This window comes from Achromobacter agilis (genome assembly GCF_900496965.1).
Taxonomy (GTDB): Bacteria; Pseudomonadota; Gammaproteobacteria; order Burkholderiales; family Burkholderiaceae_B; genus Achromobacter; species Achromobacter agilis.
Genome location: NZ_UFQB01000038.1, coordinates 14502 through 38896 on the forward strand (window position 1 = coordinate 14502; position 24395 = coordinate 38896).

A 24395-nucleotide genomic window follows, 5' to 3' on the forward strand; every position below is an offset into this window, starting at 1 on the left:
CGCTACCCCGGGGCCGCGAATTCGTAGCCCGACACCTCTTTCTCGCGTGATCGAATGACACCTGTTTACTGTGGCCCGTCGCGGCTCAGGGAGTGGCCGATTGCGCCAGCGTGCGCATTTCACGGATGTTGCGAGCCGGAGGCTGCCCGAACATCCGCGCATATTCCCGGGTGAACTGCGTCACGCTTTCATAGCCGACGCCGTGGGCGGCGACGCCGATTGCGGCGCCTTCGGCAAGCATGCGCCGTCGTGCTTCCAGCAATCGAAGCTGCTTCTGGAACTGCAGCGGGGTCAGCGTGGTGATATTGCGGAAATGCGTATGAAACACTGACAAGCTCATGCCTGCGACCTTGGCAAGCGTTTCGATGCGCAAGGACTGGGCATATCCGGCCCTGATCATCTCGACGGCCCGCGCAATCCGCCGGCTATGGCTATCGGACACGCCGAGTACGCGAATGGCGCCGCCATGCCGCCCCGACAGCAACCAGTAATGCAGCTCGCGCACCAACTGGCGGCCCAACACTGCCAGCGATTGCGGCCTGTCTAGCAGCTTGAGCAGGCGCAATGCCGCTTCCGCGACTTCCTCTTCCGTCCGGCTCACCCGCACAGGGATATCCGGCAGTATCGGCGACTCTCCCATTTCGCCGACCAATTCGGTGATCACCGCGGCATCCAGTTCCATGACCAGCGAATAGTAGGGCGCGGCCGCGCTGGCTGCGGTGACCTGGCTCACCGTCGGCACGTCCATCGTGATCAGCAAGGACTCGCCCGCGCCAAAAGTGAAACTGCGGCTGCCCATGCTTACGCGCTTGCCGCCTTGCAGCACCAGGGCCACCAGTGGTTTGGTGATGGCGTACTGCAACGGAGAGGGCGCGGTTTCGCGCAGGATGAACATTCCGTTAATGGGGGTGGATGCGACGCCTTCGCCATTGAAACGCGCGTCGGCATATTGCCGCGCCACCCGCAGCAGGGCCTCGGTCAGTTCGCCATGCCCGGGAATATCGGCCTCCGTGTGGGGGTCTTCATAGGATCGGGCAATTTCTTTCATATCTTCACGCAACTAAATATAGGCTTTACCGCGGATAAACATAGCACCATTCGAGCCTGAATCGGCTTGGGCAAAATAATCGGGCAAGAAATCAAAACAATCGGGCAACCTGCAAGTGCCCATGCTTCCTAAGATCAAAGCTCACCCACTCGGGAGCTTTTTCATGACAACCGTTTCTCTTGTGACCGGCGCCAGCCGGGGTCTTGGCCGCAACACCGCGTTGAGCATTGCCCGCCGTGGCGGCGACGTGATCGTCACCTATCGCGATGGCAAGGACGCCGCGGATGCCGTCGTGGCTGACATCCAGGCGCTCGGCCGCAAGGCTGTCGCGCTGCAACTGGATACCGGCAAAACGTCGTCTTTCCCAGGCTTCGTGATTGCGGTGCGCGCGGCACTCAAAGACACCTGGGGCCGCGATGTGCTTGACCATCTCATCAACAACGCCGGACATGGCGAGATGGCGGACTTCTCCGCCACTACGCAAGCGCAATTCGACGCGCTGTTCGACGTTCACGTCAAAGGGGTGTTTTTCCTGACGCAGTCCTTGCTGCCGGTTTTGGCCGATGGCGGACGCATCGTCAACTTCTCGTCGGGCTTGACCCGCGTGTCCTTTCCTGGTTTCTCGGCCTACGCTGCCGCGAAAGGCGCGGTGGAGACGCTCACCGTGTATCTGGCCAAGGAGCTGGGCAGTCGCGGCATTACTGCAAATGTCGTTGCCCCGGGCGCGATCGAGACCGATTTCCTGGGTGGCGCGGTGCGTGACATCCAGGACTACAACGACGCCTTTGCCAATATGACCGCGCTTGGCCGAGTGGGTGTGCCCGATGACATCGGCCCGATGATCGCCAGCCTGCTAGGCCCGGACAACCGTTGGGTCAATGGCCAACGCATCGAAGTCTCCGGCGGTCAATCGATTTAGGTGCGCACCGTGTCAGAGTTCGGCGAAGCGAAGAACTGCAACGGGTCGAGATCAGAAGTCTCGGAAAGCTTGCTCCCAGCCAGGGGCGGATGGTCCTGGCTTAGGCGATTTCCGGCCTTGCAGTGCGCTTTCTGCGCAGTTCGACCACCTGCTCCGCGCCAACGGCCCGAGCGCGCAACTGCCCACAGCCTCCATCCACATCCTGCCCGGCGCTATTTCTCACCTTGGTCAGCACGCCCCGGCTTTGCAGGGAGCGGACGATCTCGCGGATGCGCTCGGTATCGGGGCGCTGGTAGTCATCCCCTTCAAGGCTATTGAAGGGGATGACGTTGAGCACGCCGTACTTGCCCTTGAGCAGACGCACGACGCCATCGAGTTCATCGTCGCCGTCGTTGATGCCCTTGAGCAGCGTCCATTGGTACTGGATCGGATAGTCGGTGTCGCGCGCGTATCTCTCGCCCAGTTCGATCAGTTCTTCCGGCGCAATTTTCGGCGCGCGCGGCAGCAGGTCTGCGCGCAGTTCGGCCTTGGTCGTGTGCAGCGACAGTGCCAGCGCGGGCTTGACGCGTTGTCGCGGCAGGGCCTCGAACACGCGCACGTCGCCCACGGTGGAGAACACGAGATTCTTGTGGCCGATATTGCCTTCGGTGCCGAGCAGGTCGATGGCTTCGAGCACGTTGTCGAGGTTGTGCGCCGGTTCACCCATGCCCATGAAAACGACTTTCTTCACCGCGCGCAGACGCCGCGCCAGCACGACCTGGGCCAGGATTTCCATGCTGGTGACCTGGCGGATCAGGCCGCTCTTGCCGGTCATGCAGAAGCGGCAGCCGACCGCGCAGCCGACCTGGGTGGAGACGCAGAGCCCGTCGCGCGGCAACAGCACGCTTTCCACCATCTGCCCGTCGGCAAGTTCCACGAGCAAGCGTGAGCCGTCGTTGCCGGCGTGTTCGGAGCGGATGCGGGCGAGGCCGTCCAGTTCCGCCGTCAAGGTGGGCACGGCGTCGCGCAGCGCCAAAGGCAGAAAGTGCTCGGCGCTACGCCGCCGCGTGCCGGTGTCGAGCGCTTGCCCTTTCAGCCAGACGCGCAGGACCCGGCCACGATGGACGGGCAGGGCGCCGAAAGCGGCGAGGCGTTGGTCGAAGTCGGAGTAGCGCATGGGGGGCGCATTTTATCCTGTGCCTGGAACGGACTGCCGGAGGGTAGGTGGTCTCGCTGGCGACTATTGCGGAGATTTTGAAGGTCGATAACTGCTGCGTGGTCTCTTATCGGCCAGGAACGGTCGCTGGCCCCTACGGCCGAGAGTTTGCTAAACCTAAAGTGATCAGCGCACAAATGCGAAACGCACGGCCCCGGCCTATATCGGCCACCACCGCGCCGCATATTGGCAACTCGCCTGCGAATTCAGCCGCGTCGGGCACACGGAAGCGTCACGTTAATTCGGAAACTGCATATTCAAACCCATGTAGATCTGCCAATCGGGCTGTCCCGGGCCCCGACTTGCTACGGCAAACTGAGGCTCAAAAAATAGGTTGTAGACGGTCTTCTGACGTTTAAAGACCTGGCCGATCCCTATCCCCAGCGGCACGCTATACCCATCGTTCTTCAAGTTGTAAGTCCAGACCGGCGCCGCGCGCAGATAGGTGCCACCACCGAGCTGATACATCGCGAAAGGCTGCAAGGCGACCAAGTTCGCGTCTTCGCGTCGGCTGGAACCGGCAAAGCTGCTCTGCCAAGACAGCAGATAGCCGTACTGGAACTTCGGTGAACTGGCATCGAACAATACGTTGACCAGGCCGGCCGACCACTTTTCGCTGCCCACCTCTTTCTTGGTCGCCGTAGGCGCAGTGATCTGCGGCCCAATGCCAAAGCTGACGGCGGGGTTCCCGGTATCTATGAGATAGGCAGTGAAGATATTCAAGTCACCAATGCCCGTCTTGTGGCTGTTGTCCACTGGGAACGTATTCACAGGGAGCGAGGCCCGCATCAGCCAATTGCTTTTGGATATGGAGAATGGTTGGGCATAACGCAGCCAGAACTGGTTGGCGGTATCGCCGGATTCCGTCTGCCTGCCGATGTAATAGTTCTGGATGTTGAAGGCCGTCATATTGGCCAGCGGATTGTTGGCCTGCGCCGCAGAGTCGGCGGCGCCTGTTTGAGCTGACACTTCCAGAGAGATCGCTACCGATACGCTAGCGACCGCAACCATGACGGCGAACCTAATCAAAGCTGTGTTCATTACATACCCCGAATCGATAGCGGGCCATTGCTTCGGCTCATCGACCGATGGTCGAAGGCCGCAGCGTGGAATCATTTGACCTTGACCACGTCGTCCGGCTTCCACGTCTGGTCGTAGAAGGCGTCTTGGGCACCATACAAGCGCAGGGCAACAAGGAAATGACGAGAGGGAATCGTTTGGATGAACGCGGTTTCGGCGACGCCCTCAGGCTTTTCTGGTCCAAACCAGATCTCTACAGAGCCATCAGACTGCTTGGGAATGTCGTAATAGCCATTGGTCGACGGCAGCAATTGCTTGGTTTGCGGCATCGTGCCGTCGGTGATGTTGTACGCGGTGACCGCCCAGAATAGAGCCGCGGGTGGATTTGGCGGCAACCGCAATTTGTAGGTGTGGCTGCCCTCCAGGAAGTTGCCCTCTTGATCTCGCGCCGTGAAGGGGTACTTTGAGCCAGCCCCGGTGGTATGCATGACCATAGCGGGCGCGGAGGAATAGGCAAACTGAAAGAAATTCGCGCGCTGATTGACGTCCAGATAGCTATCCTGCATCCATTCAGCCGTTCCGCCAGCCCACGTGTTTTCGTAATATCGATCCTTGTAATACAGATTGCGCTTATCCTCGCGCCCCAACTGTCGATTCGCCAAAATCATCTTAGGCGCGGTTTCTACCGCCTTTTTCAGCAGTTCATCCTGCCGCGCGGTGGGCTTGAAGGGCTGACCCTTGATAATGCCGATGGACGCCAGCACACCGCGCAATTCCGGATCGATGGCCTCCACCGGCTCGTAGTCAACGAACTCCTTCAGTTTGGTCCAATAAGTACTGTCGATGGGATACATCATGTTGATCTGCTTGGCGCTCGCGTCCGGAAAACTCATCGGCTTGATGTCCTTTTCCGTCGCCCACAACGGATAGACCCTCGTCGTCTCAGCATTCTTCACCGCAGGCGTTGGATCGGGCTTGCCATCACCCTTGGCCATCACCGTGCGGAAAAACAAGAAGACGTTGTATGTCGGTGATTTGAAAGCGAAGTAGCTAGCGGGCACATGCCCCTCGTAATCTGGGGGCAAAAGCAAATAAAGGCCGCCTCGGGCCCGGTCCGGCCCGATAGCGCCAACGTCCGTAATGGTGCGCTGAAAGAAGTCGGTGAACATGCCAATGACATTCGGAGGCGCATTCACCACGAGCGGGCCGGTCTTCTTCAGATCTAGGTAGCTCATGGAATAGATGACGTCAGCATTTGGCGTGGGCACCATCGTCCGTGAATCCATACGCTGCTTCCAGATGGGGAGCACGTTGTAGCCGGCGCCAAATTCCTTCTCCGACCCGTCGCGCATGCCAATCACGTTCAGCGCCGGCAGCATGGTCATGTAGGCATGCACGGCGCGCTGGTAGTAGAGCTCGTCGCGCAGGCTTTCGGCTTCGCTGGGATCCAGCCAGTTGCCATTGTTGACTTGCTGGACGAGCGGCGACATGGGTAGCTGGCCCTGCGGAGGAGCCGCCATGGCCGGCGGAAAGGAGGCCAGCAAAATGCCGGCCGTCAACGTGAGCTTGGGCAATACGGGCATGTAGAGGCTCCTGAGAATGGCGCGACCATGGCGCCAATGCTGTCAATCGGACTGGGTTTGCAATCCTGCGTCGCCGCCAGACGCGTTCATTCAACCTTTTTGACGACCGGCGGCTTCCAACTGCCGTCCAATATGCCCTTCTCGCCCCAATAGGCCCGGATGTAGAGCGAAAAGGTTTCGGTGGGCGAAGGCAGCCAGTTGGCCTCCTTGTTCTTGCCCGGCGACGTCGGCCCGACATAGATCGTAAGCGAGCCGTCCGGTCCGCGTACCAGATCCTTGTTCTTGGTGCCCAACGAGTACCGATTCAAGTCGTTTGGACTGAAAAGATGATGCTTGTTATACAGCGTGAGCGACCAAAAGCCCTTGACCGGCGGCAGTTGCCCCGAAGCGAAGGTAATCTCGTACCGTTGACCGCCGTCCAGCTGAATTCCCTTGGCGTCCATGTCGGTATAGAAGTACTGCGTTTCGATGGGCCGGTTGTCGAACATGTTCGACTTCGCCGTACCCGTCCGATTGAAGTAATCTACCCCGGTCTGGGCATTGTTTACCGAACGGTTCCAGTTGTTGCCAGCCGGCGCGCCATTGTGCTTCCACTGGAAAAACGGCGCGATCACCTGTTCCTCCGTTTCCTTCGCGACCTGCATCAACGCTTCCTTGATGGCCGGGTCCTTTGCTGCGGCGGCCATCACCGCGCGGAACTGCGCGTACATGGCCTCTTCGCCCGGAAGCGGCGGCACCATGTCGAGCACTTGGCCGAACTGATCGAAGAACCGCTCCGGAACCACCCAGCGGGTTTCTCCCACGCTGGCGCTGTCCGGGGTGGGGTTGGGGATGTCGGCAGTCGCCTTCCAGTCGATGGACTTCATCTTGCCGTTGAAGTCTTTCAGCGGATAAAAGACCACCTGGTTGATCTTCTTCTGGATGGCCTGCCGGTCTTGGTCCGTGTCATCCATGAAGATGCGCGGAATGACGTTGGCCAGCGCTGTCGGGCTGCGAATAACGGCCTGCACGCCCTCGGGCTTCTTGCCTTTCCAATTTGGCCCCACCAACAAGTAGAAGCCGGGCTTGCTCTTGTAGGGTTTGCCCAGTTCCCCGAATTGATTGGTGCGGTGATCATAGAGCGCATAGACCCAGAACCGCTCCCCGAAATCAGGCACTTGGGCAATGACCGGCTCTTCGTCCAGTGAGAAGAACCCAAGCCCGTAGACCACGTCCTGGTTAGGGCACGTGACGAATGTTTCGCTGGGTTCAATGTAGTCGTGCAGCATGCCGACCTGCCCACGCGGGGCAACGGGCAAAATTCCGCCAAGCAGGCCGGGACGCGGGGCCTTGGTTATGCGATCGTTCCGATTGAGCATATTCACCATCGGCCAGCCCCACACGTACGCCATGCGACCGATCGCTTGAGCGTATTCGGGATGCATGATCACGTTGGGAGAGGGCTGCGTCTGCGGTGTGGCCTCTTGCTTCTGCGCCGCACCAGAGAGAAATGGAAACGCGCTCGCGAAAAAAAACGCAGTAGAGAGTATTGCGACTCGTTGCTTGATCATGCCGTTCCTCGGTTGGGATGCGAATCGGGGACCTAATGGACGGATTTCTAAGTCGAACGCCATTATTCTTACCGGCGACGGAAGGTGAAGTCCATGGTAATTTTGGCAATAACTCTTCACGCCTTCCGAGAGAAACCATGGAGTTGCACCGTTTCGAATCGTTCGGACAGTTCGAGAATGCGGTCGTCAATGTCGACCTGAAGGTGCGTCTACTGGGCACTAAGGACGGAAGATGGCGGCTCGGACATACCGATGTTGGCGGCATCACCGTTCAGCAGGGCATGGAGACGGTTCCAAATCTGTGCGAGGCCTCTGGCTGGCCCACACATTTGATGTTCTTGTTGTCTCCGGGACGGCCTAGCGCCACCTGGTTGAACGGCGTTCCGTTTGCTGACGGCAAGGTGGGCGTTCTTGCGCCCAGACGAGGGTTTGTCTTCCGAGCGGCAGGGCCTAACGAATGGACAACTATCGCCCTGCCCCTGGCTTCATGGCTGTTGAATGCGGATAACGAAGCGGGCAGGATATTGCGCGGCTGGACCCGATCAACGCAGATGTTGGACGCGACGCCGAGTGCGATTGAGACGCTGAAACACGCGGCTTTGATCGCGTCGGCCCCATGCACGCCCACCGCAACCGGCCGCTTGCTAATCGAGAACGCCATCGTGGCCCTTGTGCACTCGCGCCGCCAGCGATCGGCAGCGATCGGACGCCCAGGCGTCTCGCCTCACGCGTTGTGCGATGCCACGCTAGACCTATTCGATCTGATGGACGGGACCGCCTCGGATGCCGAAAGGCTTGATGGCTTGCCGCTCGGACGAAGATCATTGAGAAGCTTCTTCCACAACTGCTTTGGTTTAGGCCCCGTGCAGTACCTCCACTTGAGGCGTCTGCACGCAATACATTGGGCCTTGCTGAATGCGGCCCGAGGCAACGCTTCAATTGCCGAGACGTTCGAGCTGCATGGCTATGCGTACTCTTCCTATGCCCTGGGGCAATATCGCCGCATTTTTGGAGAGGCACCGTCGGCCACGCGTGAAAGAAGGCGATGAGGCAGGGGGACTGCATTCTACTAAACATTGTGGCCCAGCTTTCGCGTATGACGTGGTTTCGTCAAACGCCGCCTATGGGGCGGAGAGCGCCCCTGCGTAGGAGCACACTGAATCTCCCTTTACTGAAATGGAGATTGTCATGGAATCCGCGAATGTGGCCGTTGGCCGTCGTGTGCCATGGAACAAGGGAAAGCTGACCGGGCAGAAGCCGCCCCTAAAGCTCCGAGAAATTTGGGCAATTCGAATGAGGCTTCAGATGGCTTCGAACACCCGGGAACTCGCGATGTTCAATCTCGCAATTGATAGCAAGCTTCGAGCGTGCGATCTTACGAGATTGCAGGTACAGGACATCCGTCACGGAAGCCATGTTGCCGCGCGAGTTACCGTCATGCAACAGAAGACCCAGCGTCCGTTCCAATTCGAGATTACGGAGCAAACCCGTGAGAGCCTTGAAGCATGGATCGAGGCGCGAGGGCTAAAGGCGGCGGATTTTCTGTTTCCGAACCGGTTGCATACGTCGCCACATCTATCGACGCGGCAGTACGCCCGGATTGTGCATCGCTGGGTCGCATCGATTGGCCTAGACGATACCGCATATGGAACCCACACTATGCGCCGTACAAAAGCCTCTCTGATCTACCGCAGGACGAAGAATCTTCGGGCTGTACAGCTCCTGCTCGGGCATACGAAGCTGGAAAGCACAGTTCGCTACCTTGGCATAGAGGTTGACGATGCTCTTGAGATGGCTGAACAAACAGAGGTTTGATGCATCCTGGCCGGCGAGCGGTCGCTTGCCGGCCAAAAGCAGGCGCTCCCCAATTGCCTGCACTACCGCGGCCAAGGCCAATACGAGCACGCTGGCATCTCGAATTCAGTAGTATTTGCCAACTCACTGCTGCGTATGCACGTCACCCATCATCGACCCGAATCATTCCGGTGCGCCAAGGACGGCGCTCATCAACGAAAGCAACATGCACCGACGCCTTCCACATGCCGTATTGATCGCTCTCTGGACCAGCCTCGGCTCCTCTATCGCTCCCACGTACGCCCAGGCCCCATCGACGCCAAAGGTGCAGTCTGGCGACGGGCACCCCTACGAGATTACCGACAGCGAGGTATGGGACGTGCCCGATCCCGTTTCCAACCGCGGCTACCAAGTCTTCGTTGCGTTGCCACCGTCCTACGCCACGCAGCCACAGCGACGCTACCCCGTGCTGTATGTGACGGACGCCGACTACGCCTTCCCGATCATTCGGCAGCTAGGGCGCCGCCTGAATGTTGAAGGCCCACAGATCGAGGAATTCATTCTCGTCGGCTTATCTTATGGAAAGGGCGAGGACGGCAGAGTCAGCCGCCAGCGTGATTACACGCCGACACCAAACGGCCCAAGTACGGCATCACCCAATTCGATACATGGTCATGCGCGCGCCTATCAACAGTATCTGCGCGATCAGGTAAAGCCCTTCATCAACGCTCGGTATCGCGCAGACCCTGCCAGAGCGATCTTTCTGGGCCACTCCTACGGCGCGCTCCTTGGGATGCAGGTGCTTTTCACCGATCCTGGCTTGTTCAGCAGCTATATCCTCGGCAGCCCTTCTATCTGGTACGACAAGCGATATGCCTTGAAGCTCGAGGCAAGCTACGCCAAGCAGAATCACGACCTGAGGGCGAATGTCTACCTTTATGTCGGTGCCTATGAGGCTTTGCGCAAAGGTGATCGACGCTACAACCAGACGGTGGACATGGTTGCCGACAACCGCGCATTGGAAGCGGCGCTGCTGAGCAGAAAATACTCCAGCTTGAAACTAAAGTCAGCGATCTTGAACGACGAAGATCATCTTACCGTCGCACCCCGAGGCTTCACGCAGGGGTTGAAGTACCTGCTGCCAGTGCGCTGAACCCTCATATGGCTGACTCAAAACCCCTGGTCGATCGACACCGACCGCGAATCCGGCCCAGTTTCCCTTTCCCATCTCTACCAGATAGACCGCGCCCGCTACGCCATCCAGACCATCGCCCGCATGGTCGGCAATAGCGCGTCCGAACCTGACGCAACGGGCTCGTTGCCCTTGGACGCCTGGACGGTGGCTGCATTGATGGGGGGCGTGGAGGGCCTCTGCGAGCACATGGGCACGTTGACCGACGCCATGTTGGAACAAGCGCTGCAAGATGAGGACAACGCGGGGCTAGACGGCGCAACGCACGATGCGCCGGCGTCGATCCAGTAGCGACGAAGAGGGTGCCCGGCGGCTGGGATAACTGAACTTTTCGGCTGGGCGGCGACAAGCTGGTGAGACTCCCTAGTGCCGCTTACGTCGATCAAGTCATAAAGGAGCAGGCCTGGCTCCCGAAATTGGCCGCCCAGTTGTCCTTGCCTATCCCTGCACCGATTGCGCTGGGGGCTCCGGCGGGTGGCTATCCGTGGCCCTGGTCGGTCTATGGTTGGCTGGACGGCGAGTCGGCATGCGCTGAGGGGATTGCGGACATGGTGGCGTTTGCGCGTTCCTTGGCGGCGTTTCTTGCCGAGTTGCAGCGTGCCGACACGGCGGATGCCCCTGGGCCTGGCCCGCACAATTTCTTCTGGGGTGGCTCGCTGGCAATCTATGACGGTGAAACGCGTTCGGCCATTGAAGCGCTTGCTGGCTCCCTCGATACCGAGCTGCGCTGGCCGTCTGGGAGGCGGCGTTGGGCGCTTTGGAAGGCGCTTATCACGCTGACCAAGTGGGATGACGGCGCCCGCGAGGGGATGCGTCGCGCCAAACGCTCAGCAGGGTGCTGGACGATGACCAGCAGTGCCGCCTATGACCGCAACCTGTGCGCCGTCCGCGCCCGACGTTTGCGCACCCAGATCGCCAAACCCGTCACGCTCAGCGCCGCAACAAAAATTCCCATGAGCGATATCAGCACGCGCCCCGGCGTGCCCAGCAGCCGGCCGGAGTGCAGCGGCAATTGCGCCTGCATGAACACGTCGCCCCAGGTGCCTTGACCCGGCACCCTTTCGCCGACGATCGTACCCGTGTCCCCGTCCAGGTAAAGCACATTGTTCCCCATGCCGTTCTCATCGCGGTCATCGTCCGGCGTGTGGAACGTCACGCCGTAAATGCCGAAGCGCTGCGCATAGAAAAGAGACCCGGCGGGAGCAGTCCAGCCTCGGCGGCTGCCCTCGGCCTCCGCTGCCGCGATAGCCTGCTCTCGACGCAGCAGCGGGTCAGTCAGTTCCCGCTCGCGACTGCCCTGGCGCGACTGAAATGGCGAGGGCGTGAGCGTCGAGAAAACCGACACGAGCGGCTGCATTACTTGCGTTCCCAGGTTCAGCGACACCGAGGTCACGGCCAGCATCAGCAGCAAACCCCATACCCATACGCCACCCGAGCGATGTACGTCGAAATTGAGTTTGGCGCCGCCTTGGCGCAGCCGGAATCTCAGCGACTTACGCCAACTGCGCAAATTGGGAAATGAGATACATAGCGCCAGGAAACAGTCGATAATCCAGACCGCCGACACCACGCCCATCAGCCACACCCCGAATTCGATCCCCCAGCCTTTGGGAATGTGCATGGTGTAGTGCAGTTTGTAGAGAAAGGGCAGCAAGTTCTCGCGCGACAGCGATATTTGGCCCCACTGCCGCTGCCCCTGGATCTGGCCGGTGGCAGGATCCACGGCCAATTGATTAAAGCCGAGGACGTAGGGCGCTCCGGTGGCGGGATCGATGCGCGCGGCGACACCCAGCATCGCAGTATGGCCAGGCTCCAACGTTAGCGGGACAAAGCTGACCCGCAGGCGCGGATCGGCGGCCTCGACTCGGCGCGCCAACTCCAAGGGAGCAAGCGCACTGGCTGCCGCACCGGAGGCGGCCACGTACAGTTTGGGGTTAGCCCACTCGTCGAGTTCGTGATTCCACGCGATCAGCGCGCCGGTCAAGCCGGCGACGAATAGGAAACCCGCGATGAACAGGCCGCACCAGCGGTGCAGCAGCACCATCGCGCCACGCATGCCGCCGCGCATCAGAACTGGTAGCGTGCCGACAGTGTCACACTGCGCGGCTCGCCATAGACATTGCTCGGAAAGCCCACATTGCCGGACAGCGCGTTGTAGTACTTCTTGTCAAAGATATTGTTGATGTTGAGCTGTACATCCAGTTTCGGCGTTGCCTGCCAGCCCACTACCAGGTCGGCCAGGGTGTAGGCGTCTTGGCTGATGCGGAACGGCACGCCGCTCGTGGTCCCCTGGTTGTAAATGGAGCCCTGGCGGTAGACCGAGCCGCCGATGCGCCAGCCCTGCAAAGCGCCAGACAGCCGGTACATCGTTGACAGCTTGAACAGGTGTCGCGGCGTGTCGGTGTCGAACAGCTCGCCCACATTGTCGGGATTCGCATCCTTGCGATAGCGCGCGATCGCCACTGTGTAGCCCAGACTCACTTGCCAGTTGGGGGTGATGGCGCCCTGCAACTCGAATTCCACGCCCTGGCTGCGTACTTCGCCAGCGGCCGAATAGCAGGCAACAGTCGGGTAGCCGGCGCATTGGGTCTGATCGGTGCTGCGGAAGGCGCGGTTTTTCTGGTCCATGCGGAACAATGCCGCCGAGGCATTCAGCGCGCCATTGAAGTATTCGCCTTTGATGCCGATTTCATAGTTTTGACCGATCACCGGATCCAGCAGATTGTTGCTGGCATCCATGTAATTCTGAGGCTTGAAGATGTCCGTGTAGCTGGCGTAAACCGAATGCTGGTCGTTCAAGTCGTAGACGATGCCGGCGTACTTTGTCAGTTGGTTATTGATGCGGTAGCGGTTATGCGCACTGACGGATGGCGTATTGGCGGTAAAGCTCGGATACGTGTTGACGGTGTCGTTGTAGTCGAACCAGTCCAACCGTCCGCCCAATATCAGTTTCAGCCGATCGGCCAGGTTCAGGCGGGTCGTGGCGTACAAGCTTTGCTGGGTGATGTCGGCGTCCATCCAGTCCCGCAGCGGGATGTTGGGATTGGCGACGGCACTCGGGTCGAAGTCGTAGAGATCGAGGTTATCGTAGAGAACCACGCCTTGACGGCTGTTGCCGTCGAAATCGATGTTGCGGTAGCTGGCGCCCAGCACCAGCCCATGCGTGCGGCCCAGCAATTCAAAGGGACCGTTGGCATACAGGTCCACGCTGCTCTGCTTTTCCTTATGGGCGTTGCGCGCGCCTAATTGGCGGTATTTTTCGGTGGTGACGTTGTAATTGAGGTAATGGCCCAGCATGTCGACCTCGGCCTGCGCGTAATAGGCCGACAGATGCGTACGCCAGCCATTTTCGAAGCGGTGGTCGAGCCCCACGAATGCCGAGGTGGTGTTCTTGTTCCAATGTTCCCAGTCATTGGCATACGACGTGGATCGAGGCAGATCCAGATCACTACCGTCGTGGGCCACGGGCAAGCCGGTAAAGCCATTGCCATGCAACCTGTTCTCTTGGTGCAACGCGCTGAGCGTGAGCGTGGTGGAGGCAGTCAAATCCTTTTCCAGGATCCCGTAAAACGTCTGGCCGCTGCTGTTTTCGCCACGCTTGTAGCTTCCATAGTCCTGAGTGGCGATCACGGCGCGGCCGCGTAGGCTGCCGTCCTCCGATAGCGGACCAGAGGCGTCCAGCTGGGCTCTATAGTGGTCCCAACTGCCGGCGCTCACGTCGGCGGATACCTGCGGCACATCGGTCGGCCGCTTGCGCACCAGGTTGATCGCGGCCGACGGATTCCCTGCACCCTGGACCAGTCCGGTGGCGCCACGCACGATCTCCACGCGGTCATAAATAGCCATGTCGGTCGACAGCAGGTCCTGCGACAGGTTGGAACTGTCCAGGCTCACGGGCAGACCGTCGAACATGATGTTGTCCACATACATGCCGCGCGCATAAAAAGAAGCGCGCTCTGGCCCGAAGCGCCGGTACGTCAGACCCGGGGCAGCCTGCACCACATCGTTGATCGTCTGCAGGTTCTGATCCTTGATGAGTTCGCTGGTAATGACGGTGACCGACTGCGGCGTCTCGCGCATGGAGAGGTTGAGCCGGGTGGCCGTGGCCATGCTGCTGGTGGTGTACGAATCCGTGCCCTCGGTAGTGCCGTCGGCTACCGTTGTGCCGGTTACCGTAACCATAGGCAGCGTGGCGGCGTCGGACGCGGCGGGGGAGAGCGTCTCGTCGACTTGCAGCACGTACGCGCCATTGTCCAGTTGCACGGCCCGCAGGCCGCTACCGGCAAGCAAAAGGGTCAGCGCGCCCGCGGCGGGATGGCGACCGCTCACGCCGGCCGTGCGCTTGCCCTGGGTTTGCTCGGCGGTAAAGGTCAACATGATGTTGGCCGTGCTGGCCAACTGACGCAAAGCGGGCGCCAGCGGCCCGGCGGCAATCCTGAATTCGACCGCGGCGGTTCCTGCCGCTGCAGGCGCGGCGCCTTGCGCTAGCACGGCGGCCGGAACGCCTGCCGCGAGGGCGGCGGTCAGCGTCAGGGCGGCAAACGCAGTAGACGATGGGTAAGGGCGCTCCGAATCGTGGGCGCGGTGCAGGTTCGGCATGTTCTTCCTCTGGATTGGACCTCCGAAAATCCCGGTCCTTCCTAGGTAGGTGCCGCGAACATGCCAATCGGGCAGTCAATTCGAAAAATTTTTTCCCGGGCCTCAATCCGCCGGTACGATCGTCGCCCAGTAACGGGTGCGCCATTGCACGCGTACCGGCAGCACGCTGGGCAGCGTAGCCAGGATCCGGTCCGTGTCCGCCAATGGAAAGACACCCGAAAGGCGCAGATTTGCGATTTGCGGATCGACGCGCAATACGCCCCGCCGATAGCGATCCAGTTCGGCAGCGAACTCGGCCAGCCGCTGCTCGTCAGCCACCAGCTGACCCCGCGCCCATGCATCCGCCTGCTCACTGATCGAGCGCGGCGCCTCGACGGCATCGCGGCTGAACTGGGTCTGCTGGCCGGCGTGCAGCACACTCGCAGCGCCGGATCCGGCGCGGGGAGAGACTTCCACAGCGCTTTCCAGAACCGCCACATTGGTCCGTCCAGCGTGCTGTCGTACTGTGAACCGTGTACCCAGCGAACGGATGCTGCCTTCGGCGGTTACCACCGACAGTGGCCGCGGATCGGCCAGCCCCGGCCCGTGGCGAGTCGCAATCATGATCTCGCCCGCCACCAGCAGGATTCGGCGCTGGTTCGCGTCAAAGCGCACATTGATTGCGCTATCGGTGTTCAGCGTCAGCCGGGTACCGTCCTCTAGTGTGAAGTCGCGTTGCTCACCCGTGTTGCTGCGGTAGTCGGCCGTGCGGGCCTGCCAGGTGTCAGTGCGCGAAGCGAACAGCCCGGCGCTGGTGACCATTCCCCCCCACAGGAGCATTCGGGTGACCCGTCGGCGGGCGGTGGAGGGCGGCTGATCGGTCGTGACATAGGACGACAAGGCCGCGTAAGCCGGAGCACGCTCCAGCGATTTCATCCGGCCCGTGACGGATTCGACGTGTTGCCAAGCGGCCTCATGATCGACATGTGCCTGGCGCCATTGGCGCCATTGGCCTTGCTGTTCATCGCCAGCCTCGCCGGACATCAGCAGCGTGAGCCAATCCGCCGCAGCATCCGCAGTAGCCCGGCTGATGACCCGGCCGCTAGGCAGGGTTAGCGTGTCTTTATGAGAAGCCATGGGTTCAGGTCGCCAGCGCGAACATGCATTCGCGGTTGGCCCTGGTCAGATATTGCTTTACTGAACTGGTCGAAGTCCCCAAGCGCTCGGCAATTTCGGCGTAGCTCAGTTCGACCAAGTGCGCCAACAGAAAAGCTTCTCGAACCTTGGGAGGCAGACCATCGAGCACGCGATCGATCTGCTGCAGGCTTTCGACGGCCATTAGCTGTGCTTCCGGCGAGGGAGCCTCTTCTTCCGGCAGGCAGGCGAGAGCCTCGAGATAAGCGGTTTCGAGCAACTGCCGGCGGTGGCGGTGTGCGAGGAGCCGCCGGGCAACCGTCGCCAGGAACGGACGCGGCTCCCGGATCTCGAGAGCCGCGGTCTTGCGGTCCAGCAGGCTTAGAAAAGTGTCCTGCGCCAGGTCGGCTGCCGCGAAAGTGTCGCCGACGCGCCTGCGCAGCCAACCCTGAAGCCACTTGCCGTGCTCGACATACAGTCCTGCCAAATCATCGGTAATAGGTAGATCCTGGGCTGGCATGAGGACAGAATATGGAAACAACGAATCAAATGAGAATTGATCGCATTATACATAGTGAAACTAATTGGGAACAGGCGCGGCATGGCGAGGACGATGCAGCTGCGGGCGGTGCGACGTACAAGGCGCCAGCGTTGATCCAGTTCTTTCCCACCTGACGGTGGCGCTGGTGGAGACGCGCAACGCCAATGGAGGCAACGGAGCGTCGATGCACGAATAAGGGATAACCCTTAAGCGCACAATCCACGAATAAAATTCCTACATGAGTGGGAATTTATATCGTTTTGAGGAATGCCCCGCAGGGCCTTGTAATGCGTGTTCGCTTAACGCCGTTCACGCATTTACCCCAGCAGACTTCCTCATGAATCCCATCGGATACCGCATTCTTTCCCGTTCCGCCCCGGCCGTTTCCCCCGACGTGCTGGCCGGTTTTGCCGCCATCGGCTCGGCCCAGATCAGCGACTGCATGAACCGCCTGTACGGCGTTTCGGGCTTGCGGCCGCTGCACGCCGGCAACCAGCGCACGGTCGGCCTGGCGCTCACCGTCAAGACCCGCCCGGGCGATAACCTGATGATTCACAAAGCGATATCGCTGGGTGGCGCGGGCGATGTGATCGTGGTGGACGGCGCTGGCGATACCAGCAATGCGCTGGTGGGCGAGCTGATGATGATGGATGCGCAGGCGCGCGGCATCGAAGGCTTTGTGATCGATGGCGCGGTGCGCGATCTGGATGTGTTTGCGCAGGGGCAGTTCGGCTGCTTCGCGCGGGCCGTGTCGCACAAGGGGCCGTACAAGGATGGCCCGGGCGAGATCAATGTGCCGGTGTCGGTGGGGGGCCAAGTGGTCAATCCCGGCGACGTGGTGGTTGGCGACGCCGATGGCGTGGTGGTGATTCCTGCGGAGCATGCCGCGGCGGTGCTGGCCCTGGCGACCAAGAAGGAAGCCGACGAAGCGGTGGCCAAGGAAAAACTGCGCGCCGGCACCTATACCAAGCCCTGGCTGGAGAAGACCATCGCCGAGAAGACGGGGGCCGCGAAATGAGCATCGTCGCCGACCGCATCAAGCGCATCAAGCTGTCGCCCAGCGTGGCGGCGCGCGCGATCATTGCGGAACTGCGCGAGCAGGGCCGCCGTATTATCGATCTGACGATCGGGGAGCCGGATTTTTCCACGCCGGTGCATATCCGGCAGGCGGCCACTGCCGCGATGAACCGGGGCGAGACCAAGTACCCGCCGGCCCAGGGCACGGTGGCGCTGCGCCGTGCCGCCGCCCAGCACTTGCTGGAAGCGACCGGCGTCGACTACCCGGTGGGGCGCATCATTGTCAGCACGGGCGCCAAGCAGGTGATCTTCAATGGCCTGGCCGCCACGTTGAACGACGGCGACGAGGTGCTGATCCCGGCGCCGTTCTGGGTGTCGTACCCGGACATGGTGCTGGTCAACGGCGGCGTGCCGGTGGCGGTGGAGACGACGCCGGCGACCGGCTACAAGGTGACGCCGGAGGCGCTGGAGCGGGCGATTACGCCGCGCACGAAGTGGCTGATGATGAATGCGCCCAGCAATCCGACCGGCTCGGTCTACACTGCCGACGAGCTGCGCGGGCTGGCCAAGGTGCTGGAACGCCATCCGCAGGTCTGGCTGATGACGGACGATATCTACGCGCGCCTGAATTTCACGGACGAACCGACGGTGCATCCGCTGCAGGTGGCGCCCGCACTGGCGGCGCGCACGCTGGTGGTCAATGGCGTGTCGAAGGCCTATGCGATGACGGGCTGGCGCATCGGTTATGGCGCAGGGCCGGACGAGCTGATCAAGGCGATGGCCATCCTGCAGTCGCAGAGTACGTCGGGCGCGTCGTCGGTCAGCCAGGCGGCTGCGCTGGAGGCGCTGTCGGGCCCGCAGGATTGCGTGGCGGAGTTTGCCAAGGTGTTCCGCCAGCGCCGCGATCTGGCGATCGCCGAGCTGTCGGGCACGCCGGGCCTGGACATCGTCGTGCCGCAAGGCGCGTTCTACGTGTTTCCGGACTGCTCCGGCCTGCTGGGCAAGAAGACGCCGGCCGGCGACGTGATCGCGACCGATACCGACCTGACGCACTATCTGCTGCGCGAAGCGGGGGTTGCCGTGATCGACGGCCATGCCTATGGCGCGCCGGGCACGTTCCGGCTGTCGTTCGCGGCGTCGCTGGACGATATCCGGCAGGGATGCTCCGCCATACGGGAAGCCTGCGCCAGGCTGGCCTGAGGCCAGCCGCGTATTCCATGAAGCCGCCCCTGCGGGGGCACCATTTCCAGTCAGTTCATCACACAACAAGGGGAATCAACCATGAAACGCCACACTCTCTACGCGGCCTGCCTGGGCCTGGCCACGCTGGTCATGGGCACCGCCGCCCAGGCCGATCAGGTGGATGACATCAAGGCGCGCGGCGAGCTGGTCTGCGGCACGCTGGGCACCTCGCAGCCGTTCAGCTTCCAGGACGGCGCCACGCGCCAGCTGGTGGGCTACGACGTGGACGTCTGCAAGCTGGTGGCGGACAAGCTCGGGGTCAAGGTCAACTACAAGCTCCTGTCGGTGGCGGCGCGCGTGCCGGAACTGAACGAAGGGCGCGTGGACATTCTGGCCGCCAATCTGGGCTATTCGCCCGATCGCGCGCAGCAGATCGCCTTCAGCCACTCCTATTACGTCAGTCCGCAAAAGCTGTTGGTGCGCAAGGATTCGGGGCTGGACACGATCGAGTCGCTGAACGGCCGCCGCATTGGCGCGACCAAGGGGTCCAGCTCGGAGCGCGAGATCAAGCGCATCCTGGATAAGTCGCAGGTCATTGGCTATGGCGACAGCTCGGCTACCTACCTGGCCTTGCAGCAGAAGAAGGTGGACGCGCAGTTCGCGTCTGAGCTGGTGCTGGTGCGCCTGGTGCTGCAAAGCCCGCCCTCCGCGCCGGTCAGCGTGATCGCCAAGTCCGTGTTCGACGAGCCCTGGGGCCTGGGCGTGCGCAAGTCGGAACCGCGCTTCCTGGAAGTGGTGAACCAGGCGCTGGACGAGGCGGAAAGCTCCGGCGCGGCCGCCAAGCTGTTCGAGAAGTGGTTCGGCCCCGCAACGCCTTACAAGCTGGAGCGCAGTTTCAAGATCGGCCCCATCGCCGGCTGATTCCGAGGGCCACGGCGCGGCCCGTAAGCTTCCGTCACGGTTTCCGGCGCCGCGCGTAGCGATCCGCCGGAAGCCGTGACGTTGGTCTTGGGCCGCGCGCACGCAGGAGATTTATCGTTCTATGGACTTACTTGACGCTACCCAATACCAGCAGCTGTTCAGCGGCATGGTGGTCACGGTGCAGCTGTTCCTGGTCGCGTGGGTCATGGCGTTCACCATTGCGGTCACGCTGGTGGTGGTGCGCGCCACCAACCTGGCGGCGTGCCGCTGGCTGGTCGACGCCTATGTGGAATACCACCGCAACGTGCCTTTGCTGGTACAGGTGCTGTTCTGGTATTTCGGCATGCCCGAGCTGCTGCCGGAGGGTTTCCGCATGTGGCTGTACCAGCACAACGCCGAGATGTCGCTGGCGGCGATTGCGCTGGCGCTGGGGTCGGCGGCGTACATCGCCGAAGACATCCGCAGCGGTTTGCGCGCCATTCCGTTCACGCAGTTCGAGGCCGCCCGGGCGCTGGGCGCCAGCTATCTGCAATGCATGCGTTTCGTGATCGTGCCGCAGGCGGTGCGGATTTCGATTCCGCCGCTGGTGGGGCGCGCGCTGCTGTTGTTCAAGAACACCAGCGTGGCCATGGCCATCGGCGTGATGGAGCTGACCTATCAGGCCCGCGAGATCGAAAACGAGACCTACCGCACCTTTGCCACTTTTGGCGCCGCCACGATCATGTATCTGCTGGGATCGTTCCTCATCATGCTCATCGGATCGCGCATCTATGACCGCTATCGTTTGAACCGGGGAGGCCACGGTGCTTGATCTCCTGTCGCAATACTGGCCGACGCTGCTGGTAGGCCAATACCCCAACGGACCGCTGGGCGGACTGGCGCTGACGCTGATCCTGGCCGCCTGCGGCCTGGCTTTGTCGCTGCCGCTGGCGCTCCTGATCGCGCTGGCGCGGGTCAGCCCCTATGGCTGGCTGCGCACGGCCAGCAAGGTGCTGGTCAACGTGGTGCGCGGCATGCCACTGCTGATGCTGATCTTCTGGGCCTACTTCGTGGTGCCCAAGCTGACCGGGCAGGTGATCAGCGGCTTCTGGACGCTGATCGCGGCGCTGGTGGTCTATGAAAGCGCCTATCTGTCGGAAGTGATCCGTTCGGGCATCGAGGCGGTGCCGCGCGGCCAGATCGAAGCGTCGCGTTCGCTGGGCGTGGGCTACTGGACCACGATGCGCCGGGTGGTGCTGCCGCAGGCGCTGTTCAACGTGCTGCCCAGCATGACCAGCCAGTTCGTCTCCACCATCAAGGAGACCTCGCTGGGCTATGTCATCAGCGTCAATGAACTGACCTTCGCGGCCAACCAGGTCAACAACCTGGTGCTGACCAAGCCGCTGCAGGTGTTCGGCATCCTGGCCATCATTTATTTCCTGGTGTGCTTCAGCCTGAGCCGCGGCCTGAGCTGGCTGGACTTGCGCATCCGCCGCTCGCGCGCCATGGCTTGAAGGAACAAAACATGATCAATCTAGAAAAAGTGAACAAGTGGTACGGCGCGCATCATGTGCTGAAAGACGTGGATCTTTCGGTGGGGCGCGGCGAGGTGCTGGTGGTGTGCGGCCCATCGGGCTCGGGCAAGTCCACCATGATCCGGACGATCAACCGCCTGGAACCCATCGAGAAGGGGCGCATCCTGATCGATGGCGCGGACATCTACGCCAAGGGTGCCAACCTGAACGCGCTGCGCCAGAAGATCGGCTTCGTGTTCCAGCAGTTCAACCTGTTTCCGCACATGAGCGTGCTGGACAACGTCGTCTTTGCGCCCGTCAACATTCGCAAGCAGCCGCGCAAGCAGGCCATGGAACTGGCGCGCAGCCTGCTCGCGCGCGTGGGCCTGGAGCACAAGATCGACGCCTATCCGGGATCGCTGTCCGGGGGGCAGCAACAGCGCGTGGCGATTGCCCGGGCGCTGGCCCTGCAGCCGCCGGTGATGCTGTTCGACGAACCCACCAGCGCGCTCGATCCGGAAATGGTGGGCGAGGTGCTGCAGGTGATGAAATCCCTGGCCAAGGACGGCATGACGATGGTGTGCGTGACCCATGAAATGGGCTTCGCGCGCGATGTCTGCGACCGGGTCGTCTTCATGGACGGCGGCGAGATCCTGGAGGCGGATACGCCCGAGCGCTTCTTCAGCGCGCCGTCCCATCCGCGCGCGCAGCGCTTCCTGGCCGACATCCTGCATCCGCGCGGCTGAGCGGCGGCGGATGGCGCGGCGGCGATGTTAATGTGAGGGTTTCCATGCGTTTCGCATCGACCGCCGCGATGTACACCCTTAAACAGCTAGAGGCCTTTTACTGGAGCTCCGAACTGGGCAGCTTCAGCGCATCTTCGCGCAAGCTGCACACGACCCAGTCGGCGGTCGCCAAACGGGTGGGCGAGCTGGAAGCCTTCGCCGGCGCGCCGCTGTTCGAGCGCCGGGCCAAGAAGCTGATCATGACGCCGCAGGGCCGCAAGCTGTTCGAGCTCGCGCGCGAAATGCTGGACCTGAACAGCCGCATCGTGCAGAACATGGCCGACCCGGCCAGTTTCGAAGGCGTGCTGCGGCTGGGCGTGACGGAACTGGTCGGCATGACCTGGCTGGCGCGGCTGATCAGCCAGATCAGCCTGCGCTATCCCCGCGTGCAGCTGATGCCCGAGATCGACGGCGGCATCACGCTATATGAAAGGCTGGAGCAGGACGAACTGGACCTGGCCATCATGCCGGGGCCGTTCTGGGGATACCAGTACGATTGCTGCCACCTGGGGGCTGTCACCAATGTGTGGATGGCCAGCCCGGCGCTGGATATCGATTTTTCCGCCAGCCTGACCCCCCAGGACCTGGCGCCGTATCCGGTGATCTCGCAGCCCACCAATTCGGCCCTGTCGCATCTGTATGACGCCTGGTTCGCGGAACAGGGCCTGCCGGTCAAGCGCGTGCTGACCTGCAACAGCCTGGGGATGATGGCGCAGCTGACGATGCTGGGCCTGGGCATCAGCTACCTGCCGGGCGCGTACTTCGCGCCGCTGGTGGAGCGCGGCGCGTTGTGCCAGCTGAACGTGCAGCCCGACCTGCCCACGATCAACTACTACGCCGTGCACAAGAAGAATCTCGTCAACCCGGTGGTGTCACGGGTCATCGACATCGCGCGCGAGGAATGCGCTTTCGAGGTGGCGGGGGCGTTCCTGCCCCATGTGCCGCCGGCGGCCCGGCTGCCCGAGGCGTAGCCGGGGGCGGGCCGCGCGGGTCGGTCCGGAATCAGCCGCAGCGGATCGCGGTCATCACGTCCTTGTCGTCCACGATCAGGTTGAGGCGCGTGGCGTTGTATTCCATGGTCACCAGCTGGCCCGGACGCAGCATGCGGGCGGTGGTGCTGCCGCTGCGCGTGCGCAGGTCTTCCATGACGGTCGCGGTGGCTTTCTGGCCGATCTGCGATTGCAGCGCCGCGGCGTCGCAAGTCTTGCCGCTGCTGCTGCCATAGCCCGAGGCGCTGGACATGCCGGACGAGGAGCCGGAAACGGACTCGGACGAGGATGGCGCGCTGGAGGAGCTGGAGGTCGCAGCGCTGGACGAACGCGGCGCGCCGGTATTGGCGCATGCGGTCAGGCCGGCGACCAACAGGAAAGGGATCAACTTGCGGATCATGTAAAGCTCCTTACAACAACGCGTCAAAAAAAGCCATGATAGACCAGCCTCGCCGCACTGTGAGCGGGGCCCCTGGCACGGCTGGCGGCGGCGCCTGCCATCGGTGGCGCGAGCGCGATATTTGCGTTGACACCATGGTTTCACGAATATATACCGTTGAAACTATAGTTTCATCAACGTGGCCGCCATGACATCGACGTTGCAAGAACGCATTCTTGCGCAGCAGGACACCTTTACCGAGAGCGAGCAGCGGCTCGCCCATGTGACGCTGGAGTGCCTGGGCAATATCGCGGCCTATTCGGGCGCCGAACTGGCGCGGAAGGCGGGCGTGTCCAAGGCCACGGCGGGGCGGTTTTTCCGGCGGCTGGGCTACGAGAATTTCAATGAGGCGCGGGCGCAGGCGCGCGACGAGTCCGGCCGCGGATCGCCGCTATACGAAATGGCCGGCGTGCGTGCGCCCGATGCCGCCGGCGATGCGCTTGCCGCGCATCTGGCCACGGACCTGCAGAACCTGGCGCAGACGTTCGAACGGCTCGACCGCCGCGACGTCGAGCGCGCGGTGGAACTGTTTGCCGGCGCGCGCCGCGTCTGCATTGCGGGTTTCCGCAACGGCCGCATGCTGGCGCAATACGCCTGGGCGCTGATGACGCAGCTGCGCGACGGCATCGCGCTGGTGCCGGGGGCGGGGCTGAACCTGGCCGAGGACCTGGCCGGCCTGGGGCCGGACGACGTTTTGCTGGTGATGGATTTCCGCCGCCGCGTCACCTTGCTCAAGCCCATCGTCGAACACGCGAACCACGTCGGCGCCAAGGTCGTGGCGTTGACCGACCCCACCGCGACCGAACTGCCGGCCCGCTCGGACCTGGTCCTGCGCTGTGCCAATCGCGGCGCGGCGGTTTTCGATTCCTACGTCGCCGCCACCAGCCTGATCAACCATTTGTGCTCGGCCTTGGGGCGCAAGCTCGGGCCGGCCGCGCGCGAACGGTTGCAGAACATCGAACGGCTGCACGAACACTACGGCGACTTGCATCGCTGAACGTCAAGAGGAGACTGA

23 protein-coding genes and 1 pseudogene are annotated in these 24395 nt (G+C 62.0%); 14 read left to right on the forward strand and 10 right to left on the reverse strand.

The genetic code is table 11. From position 1 onward, the window contains the following. Nucleotides 1–85 precede the first annotated feature (85 nt). Nucleotides 86–1060, reverse strand: a complete 975-nt coding sequence (locus AGI3411_RS28450; RefSeq protein WP_244240470.1) for an AraC family transcriptional regulator — start codon at nt 1058–1060, stop codon at nt 86–88. 151 nt (nt 1061–1211) lie between these two features. On the opposite strand from AGI3411_RS28450, the gene AGI3411_RS28455 reads away from it, so the two are divergent. Continuing rightward, the gene (locus tag AGI3411_RS28455) at nt 1212–1967 is read left to right on the forward strand and encodes an SDR family NAD(P)-dependent oxidoreductase (protein WP_129530659.1); all 756 of its coding nucleotides are present in this window, start codon (nt 1212–1214) and stop codon (nt 1965–1967) included. 100 nt (nt 1968–2067) lie between these two features. Here AGI3411_RS28455 and AGI3411_RS28460 read toward each other — a convergent pair whose 3' ends face one another. The 4 genes from AGI3411_RS28460 to AGI3411_RS28475 all read right to left on the reverse strand — a co-directional run bounded on the left by AGI3411_RS28460 (nt 2068) and on the right by AGI3411_RS28475 (nt 7315). After that, nucleotides 2068–3123, reverse strand: coding sequence for an RNA methyltransferase (locus AGI3411_RS28460; protein WP_129530660.1), 1056 nt, complete (start codon nt 3121–3123; stop codon nt 2068–2070). Between the two features lie 276 nt (nt 3124–3399). Next, complete coding sequence (locus AGI3411_RS28465; protein ID WP_244240471.1) at nt 3400–4203, reverse strand: hypothetical protein; 804 nt, start codon at nt 4201–4203, stop codon at nt 3400–3402. Between the two features lie 71 nt (nt 4204–4274). After that, nucleotides 4275–5765, reverse strand: coding sequence for a DUF1254 domain-containing protein (locus tag AGI3411_RS28470; protein ID WP_129530661.1), 1491 nt, complete (start codon nt 5763–5765; stop codon nt 4275–4277). A gap of 86 nt (nt 5766–5851) precedes the next feature. Further along, the gene (locus AGI3411_RS28475) at nt 5852–7315 is read right to left on the reverse strand and encodes a DUF1254 domain-containing protein (RefSeq protein WP_129530662.1); all 1464 of its coding nucleotides are present in this window, start codon (nt 7313–7315) and stop codon (nt 5852–5854) included. A 35-nt stretch (nt 7316–7350) separates the two neighbouring features. Here AGI3411_RS28475 and AGI3411_RS28480 point away from each other — a divergent pair, with 35 nt between their 5' ends. From AGI3411_RS28480 to AGI3411_RS30640, 5 genes and pseudogenes are all read left to right on the forward strand, one after another. After that, nucleotides 7351–8364 carry a helix-turn-helix domain-containing protein gene (locus AGI3411_RS28480; protein ID WP_165359299.1) on the forward strand — a complete coding sequence of 338 codons (1014 nt, stop codon included), beginning with the start codon at nt 7351–7353 and terminating at the stop codon, nt 8362–8364. Nucleotides 8365–8503: 139 nt separating this feature from the next. Continuing rightward, a complete protein-coding gene (locus AGI3411_RS28485) occupies nt 8504–9130 on the forward strand; it encodes a tyrosine-type recombinase/integrase (protein ID WP_129530664.1) in 627 nt (208 codons plus the stop codon). A gap of 205 nt (nt 9131–9335) precedes the next feature. Further along, the gene (locus tag AGI3411_RS28490; RefSeq protein ID WP_129530665.1) at nt 9336–10262 is read left to right on the forward strand and encodes an alpha/beta hydrolase; all 927 of its coding nucleotides are present in this window, start codon (nt 9336–9338) and stop codon (nt 10260–10262) included. Between the two features lie 6 nt (nt 10263–10268). Next, nucleotides 10269–10592, forward strand: a complete 324-nt coding sequence (locus AGI3411_RS30595; RefSeq protein WP_129530684.1) for a hypothetical protein — start codon at nt 10269–10271, stop codon at nt 10590–10592. Between the two features lie 62 nt (nt 10593–10654). After that, a pseudogene (locus tag AGI3411_RS30640) lies at nt 10655–11005 on the forward strand (phosphotransferase); the annotation flags it as partial. A gap of 158 nt (nt 11006–11163) precedes the next feature. Here the strand turns inward: AGI3411_RS30640 and AGI3411_RS28505 are convergent. The 4 genes from AGI3411_RS28505 to AGI3411_RS28520 all read right to left on the reverse strand — a co-directional run bounded on the left by AGI3411_RS28505 (nt 11164) and on the right by AGI3411_RS28520 (nt 16533). Then, nucleotides 11164–12345 carry a PepSY-associated TM helix domain-containing protein gene (locus tag AGI3411_RS28505; RefSeq protein ID WP_244240472.1) on the reverse strand — a complete coding sequence of 394 codons (1182 nt, stop codon included), beginning with the start codon at nt 12343–12345 and terminating at the stop codon, nt 11164–11166. A 23-nt stretch (nt 12346–12368) separates the two neighbouring features. Next, entirely contained in the window at nt 12369–14900 is a 2532-nt protein-coding gene (locus tag AGI3411_RS28510; RefSeq protein ID WP_129530666.1) for a TonB-dependent siderophore receptor, read from the reverse strand. Between the two features lie 102 nt (nt 14901–15002). Further along, the gene (locus AGI3411_RS28515; protein ID WP_129530667.1) at nt 15003–16016 is read right to left on the reverse strand and encodes a FecR domain-containing protein; all 1014 of its coding nucleotides are present in this window, start codon (nt 16014–16016) and stop codon (nt 15003–15005) included. Nucleotides 16017–16020: 4 nt separating this feature from the next. Then, entirely contained in the window at nt 16021–16533 is a 513-nt protein-coding gene (locus tag AGI3411_RS28520) for a sigma-70 family RNA polymerase sigma factor (RefSeq protein ID WP_165359300.1), read from the reverse strand. A gap of 358 nt (nt 16534–16891) precedes the next feature. Here AGI3411_RS28520 and AGI3411_RS28525 point away from each other — a divergent pair, with 358 nt between their 5' ends. From AGI3411_RS28525 to AGI3411_RS28555, 7 genes are all read left to right on the forward strand, one after another. Further along, nucleotides 16892–17572, forward strand: a complete 681-nt coding sequence (locus tag AGI3411_RS28525; RefSeq protein ID WP_129530668.1) for an RraA family protein — start codon at nt 16892–16894, stop codon at nt 17570–17572. After that, the gene (locus tag AGI3411_RS28530) at nt 17569–18771 is read left to right on the forward strand and encodes an aminotransferase class I/II-fold pyridoxal phosphate-dependent enzyme (RefSeq protein WP_129530669.1); all 1203 of its coding nucleotides are present in this window, start codon (nt 17569–17571) and stop codon (nt 18769–18771) included. Before AGI3411_RS28525 ends, AGI3411_RS28530 begins: the two co-directional genes overlap by 4 nt. 81 nt (nt 18772–18852) lie before the next feature. Next, nucleotides 18853–19674, forward strand: a complete 822-nt coding sequence (locus AGI3411_RS28535; RefSeq protein WP_165359301.1) for an ABC transporter substrate-binding protein — start codon at nt 18853–18855, stop codon at nt 19672–19674. 121 nt (nt 19675–19795) lie between these two features. After that, on the forward strand, nt 19796–20485 hold the full coding sequence (locus AGI3411_RS28540) for an amino acid ABC transporter permease (protein ID WP_129530670.1): 690 nt from the start codon (nt 19796–19798) through the stop codon (nt 20483–20485). Beyond that, nucleotides 20478–21167: an amino acid ABC transporter permease gene (locus tag AGI3411_RS28545; RefSeq protein ID WP_129530671.1), complete on the forward strand. Its 690-nt coding sequence runs from the start codon at nt 20478–20480 to the stop codon at nt 21165–21167. The genes AGI3411_RS28540 and AGI3411_RS28545 overlap by 8 nt, the downstream gene beginning before the upstream one ends. An 11-nt stretch (nt 21168–21178) precedes the next feature. Continuing rightward, nucleotides 21179–21913 (forward strand): amino acid ABC transporter ATP-binding protein, encoded by a 735-nt coding sequence (locus AGI3411_RS28550; protein WP_129530672.1) that lies wholly within the window; start codon nt 21179–21181, stop codon nt 21911–21913. Nucleotides 21914–21957: 44 nt separating this feature from the next. After that, nucleotides 21958–22923 carry a LysR family transcriptional regulator gene (locus AGI3411_RS28555; protein ID WP_129530673.1) on the forward strand — a complete coding sequence of 322 codons (966 nt, stop codon included), beginning with the start codon at nt 21958–21960 and terminating at the stop codon, nt 22921–22923. Nucleotides 22924–22954: 31 nt separating this feature from the next. Here AGI3411_RS28555 and AGI3411_RS28560 read toward each other — a convergent pair whose 3' ends face one another. Next, entirely contained in the window at nt 22955–23341 is a 387-nt protein-coding gene (locus AGI3411_RS28560) for an I78 family peptidase inhibitor (protein WP_129530674.1), read from the reverse strand. Nucleotides 23342–23528: 187 nt separating this feature from the next. Between AGI3411_RS28560 and AGI3411_RS28565 the strand changes: the two genes are divergently transcribed. Beyond that, nucleotides 23529–24377, forward strand: a complete 849-nt coding sequence (locus AGI3411_RS28565) for a MurR/RpiR family transcriptional regulator (protein ID WP_129530675.1) — start codon at nt 23529–23531, stop codon at nt 24375–24377. Nucleotides 24378–24395 lie beyond the last annotated feature (18 nt).

What these genes read in the sequence shown, in the direction of transcription:
- AGI3411_RS28470 (WP_129530661.1), bottom strand. Translation starts at nt 5,765, where the DNA reads ATGCCCGTATTGCCCAAGCTCACGTTGACGGCCGGCATTTTGCTGGCC.
- AGI3411_RS28555 (WP_129530673.1), top strand. Translation starts at nt 21,958, where the DNA reads ATGCGTTTCGCATCGACCGCCGCGATGTACACCCTTAAACAGCTAGAG.
- AGI3411_RS28510 (WP_129530666.1), bottom strand. Translation starts at nt 14,900, where the DNA reads ATGCCGAACCTGCACCGCGCCCACGATTCGGAGCGCCCTTACCCATCG.
- AGI3411_RS28475 (WP_129530662.1), bottom strand. Translation starts at nt 7,315, where the DNA reads ATGATCAAGCAACGAGTCGCAATACTCTCTACTGCGTTTTTTTTCGCG.
- AGI3411_RS28530 (WP_129530669.1), top strand. Translation starts at nt 17,569, where the DNA reads ATGAGCATCGTCGCCGACCGCATCAAGCGCATCAAGCTGTCGCCCAGC.
- AGI3411_RS28490 (WP_129530665.1), top strand. Translation starts at nt 9,336, where the DNA reads ATGCACCGACGCCTTCCACATGCCGTATTGATCGCTCTCTGGACCAGC.
- AGI3411_RS28535 (WP_165359301.1), top strand. Translation starts at nt 18,853, where the DNA reads ATGAAACGCCACACTCTCTACGCGGCCTGCCTGGGCCTGGCCACGCTG.
- AGI3411_RS28560 (WP_129530674.1), bottom strand. Translation starts at nt 23,341, where the DNA reads ATGATCCGCAAGTTGATCCCTTTCCTGTTGGTCGCCGGCCTGACCGCA.
- AGI3411_RS28520 (WP_165359300.1), bottom strand. Translation starts at nt 16,533, where the DNA reads ATGCCAGCCCAGGATCTACCTATTACCGATGATTTGGCAGGACTGTAT.
- AGI3411_RS28540 (WP_129530670.1), top strand. Translation starts at nt 19,796, where the DNA reads ATGGACTTACTTGACGCTACCCAATACCAGCAGCTGTTCAGCGGCATG.
- AGI3411_RS28485 (WP_129530664.1), top strand. Translation starts at nt 8,504, where the DNA reads ATGGAATCCGCGAATGTGGCCGTTGGCCGTCGTGTGCCATGGAACAAG.
- AGI3411_RS28505 (WP_244240472.1), bottom strand. Translation starts at nt 12,345, where the DNA reads ATGGTGCTGCTGCACCGCTGGTGCGGCCTGTTCATCGCGGGTTTCCTA.
- AGI3411_RS28460 (WP_129530660.1), bottom strand. Translation starts at nt 3,123, where the DNA reads ATGCGCTACTCCGACTTCGACCAACGCCTCGCCGCTTTCGGCGCCCTG.
- AGI3411_RS28515 (WP_129530667.1), bottom strand. Translation starts at nt 16,016, where the DNA reads ATGGCTTCTCATAAAGACACGCTAACCCTGCCTAGCGGCCGGGTCATC.
- AGI3411_RS28525 (WP_129530668.1), top strand. Translation starts at nt 16,892, where the DNA reads ATGAATCCCATCGGATACCGCATTCTTTCCCGTTCCGCCCCGGCCGTT.
- AGI3411_RS28480 (WP_165359299.1), top strand. Translation starts at nt 7,351, where the DNA reads ATGGACGGATTTCTAAGTCGAACGCCATTATTCTTACCGGCGACGGAA.
- AGI3411_RS28550 (WP_129530672.1), top strand. Translation starts at nt 21,179, where the DNA reads ATGATCAATCTAGAAAAAGTGAACAAGTGGTACGGCGCGCATCATGTG.
- AGI3411_RS28565 (WP_129530675.1), top strand. Translation starts at nt 23,529, where the DNA reads ATGACATCGACGTTGCAAGAACGCATTCTTGCGCAGCAGGACACCTTT.
- AGI3411_RS28455 (WP_129530659.1), top strand. Translation starts at nt 1,212, where the DNA reads ATGACAACCGTTTCTCTTGTGACCGGCGCCAGCCGGGGTCTTGGCCGC.
- AGI3411_RS28465 (WP_244240471.1), bottom strand. Translation starts at nt 4,203, where the DNA reads ATGAACACAGCTTTGATTAGGTTCGCCGTCATGGTTGCGGTCGCTAGC.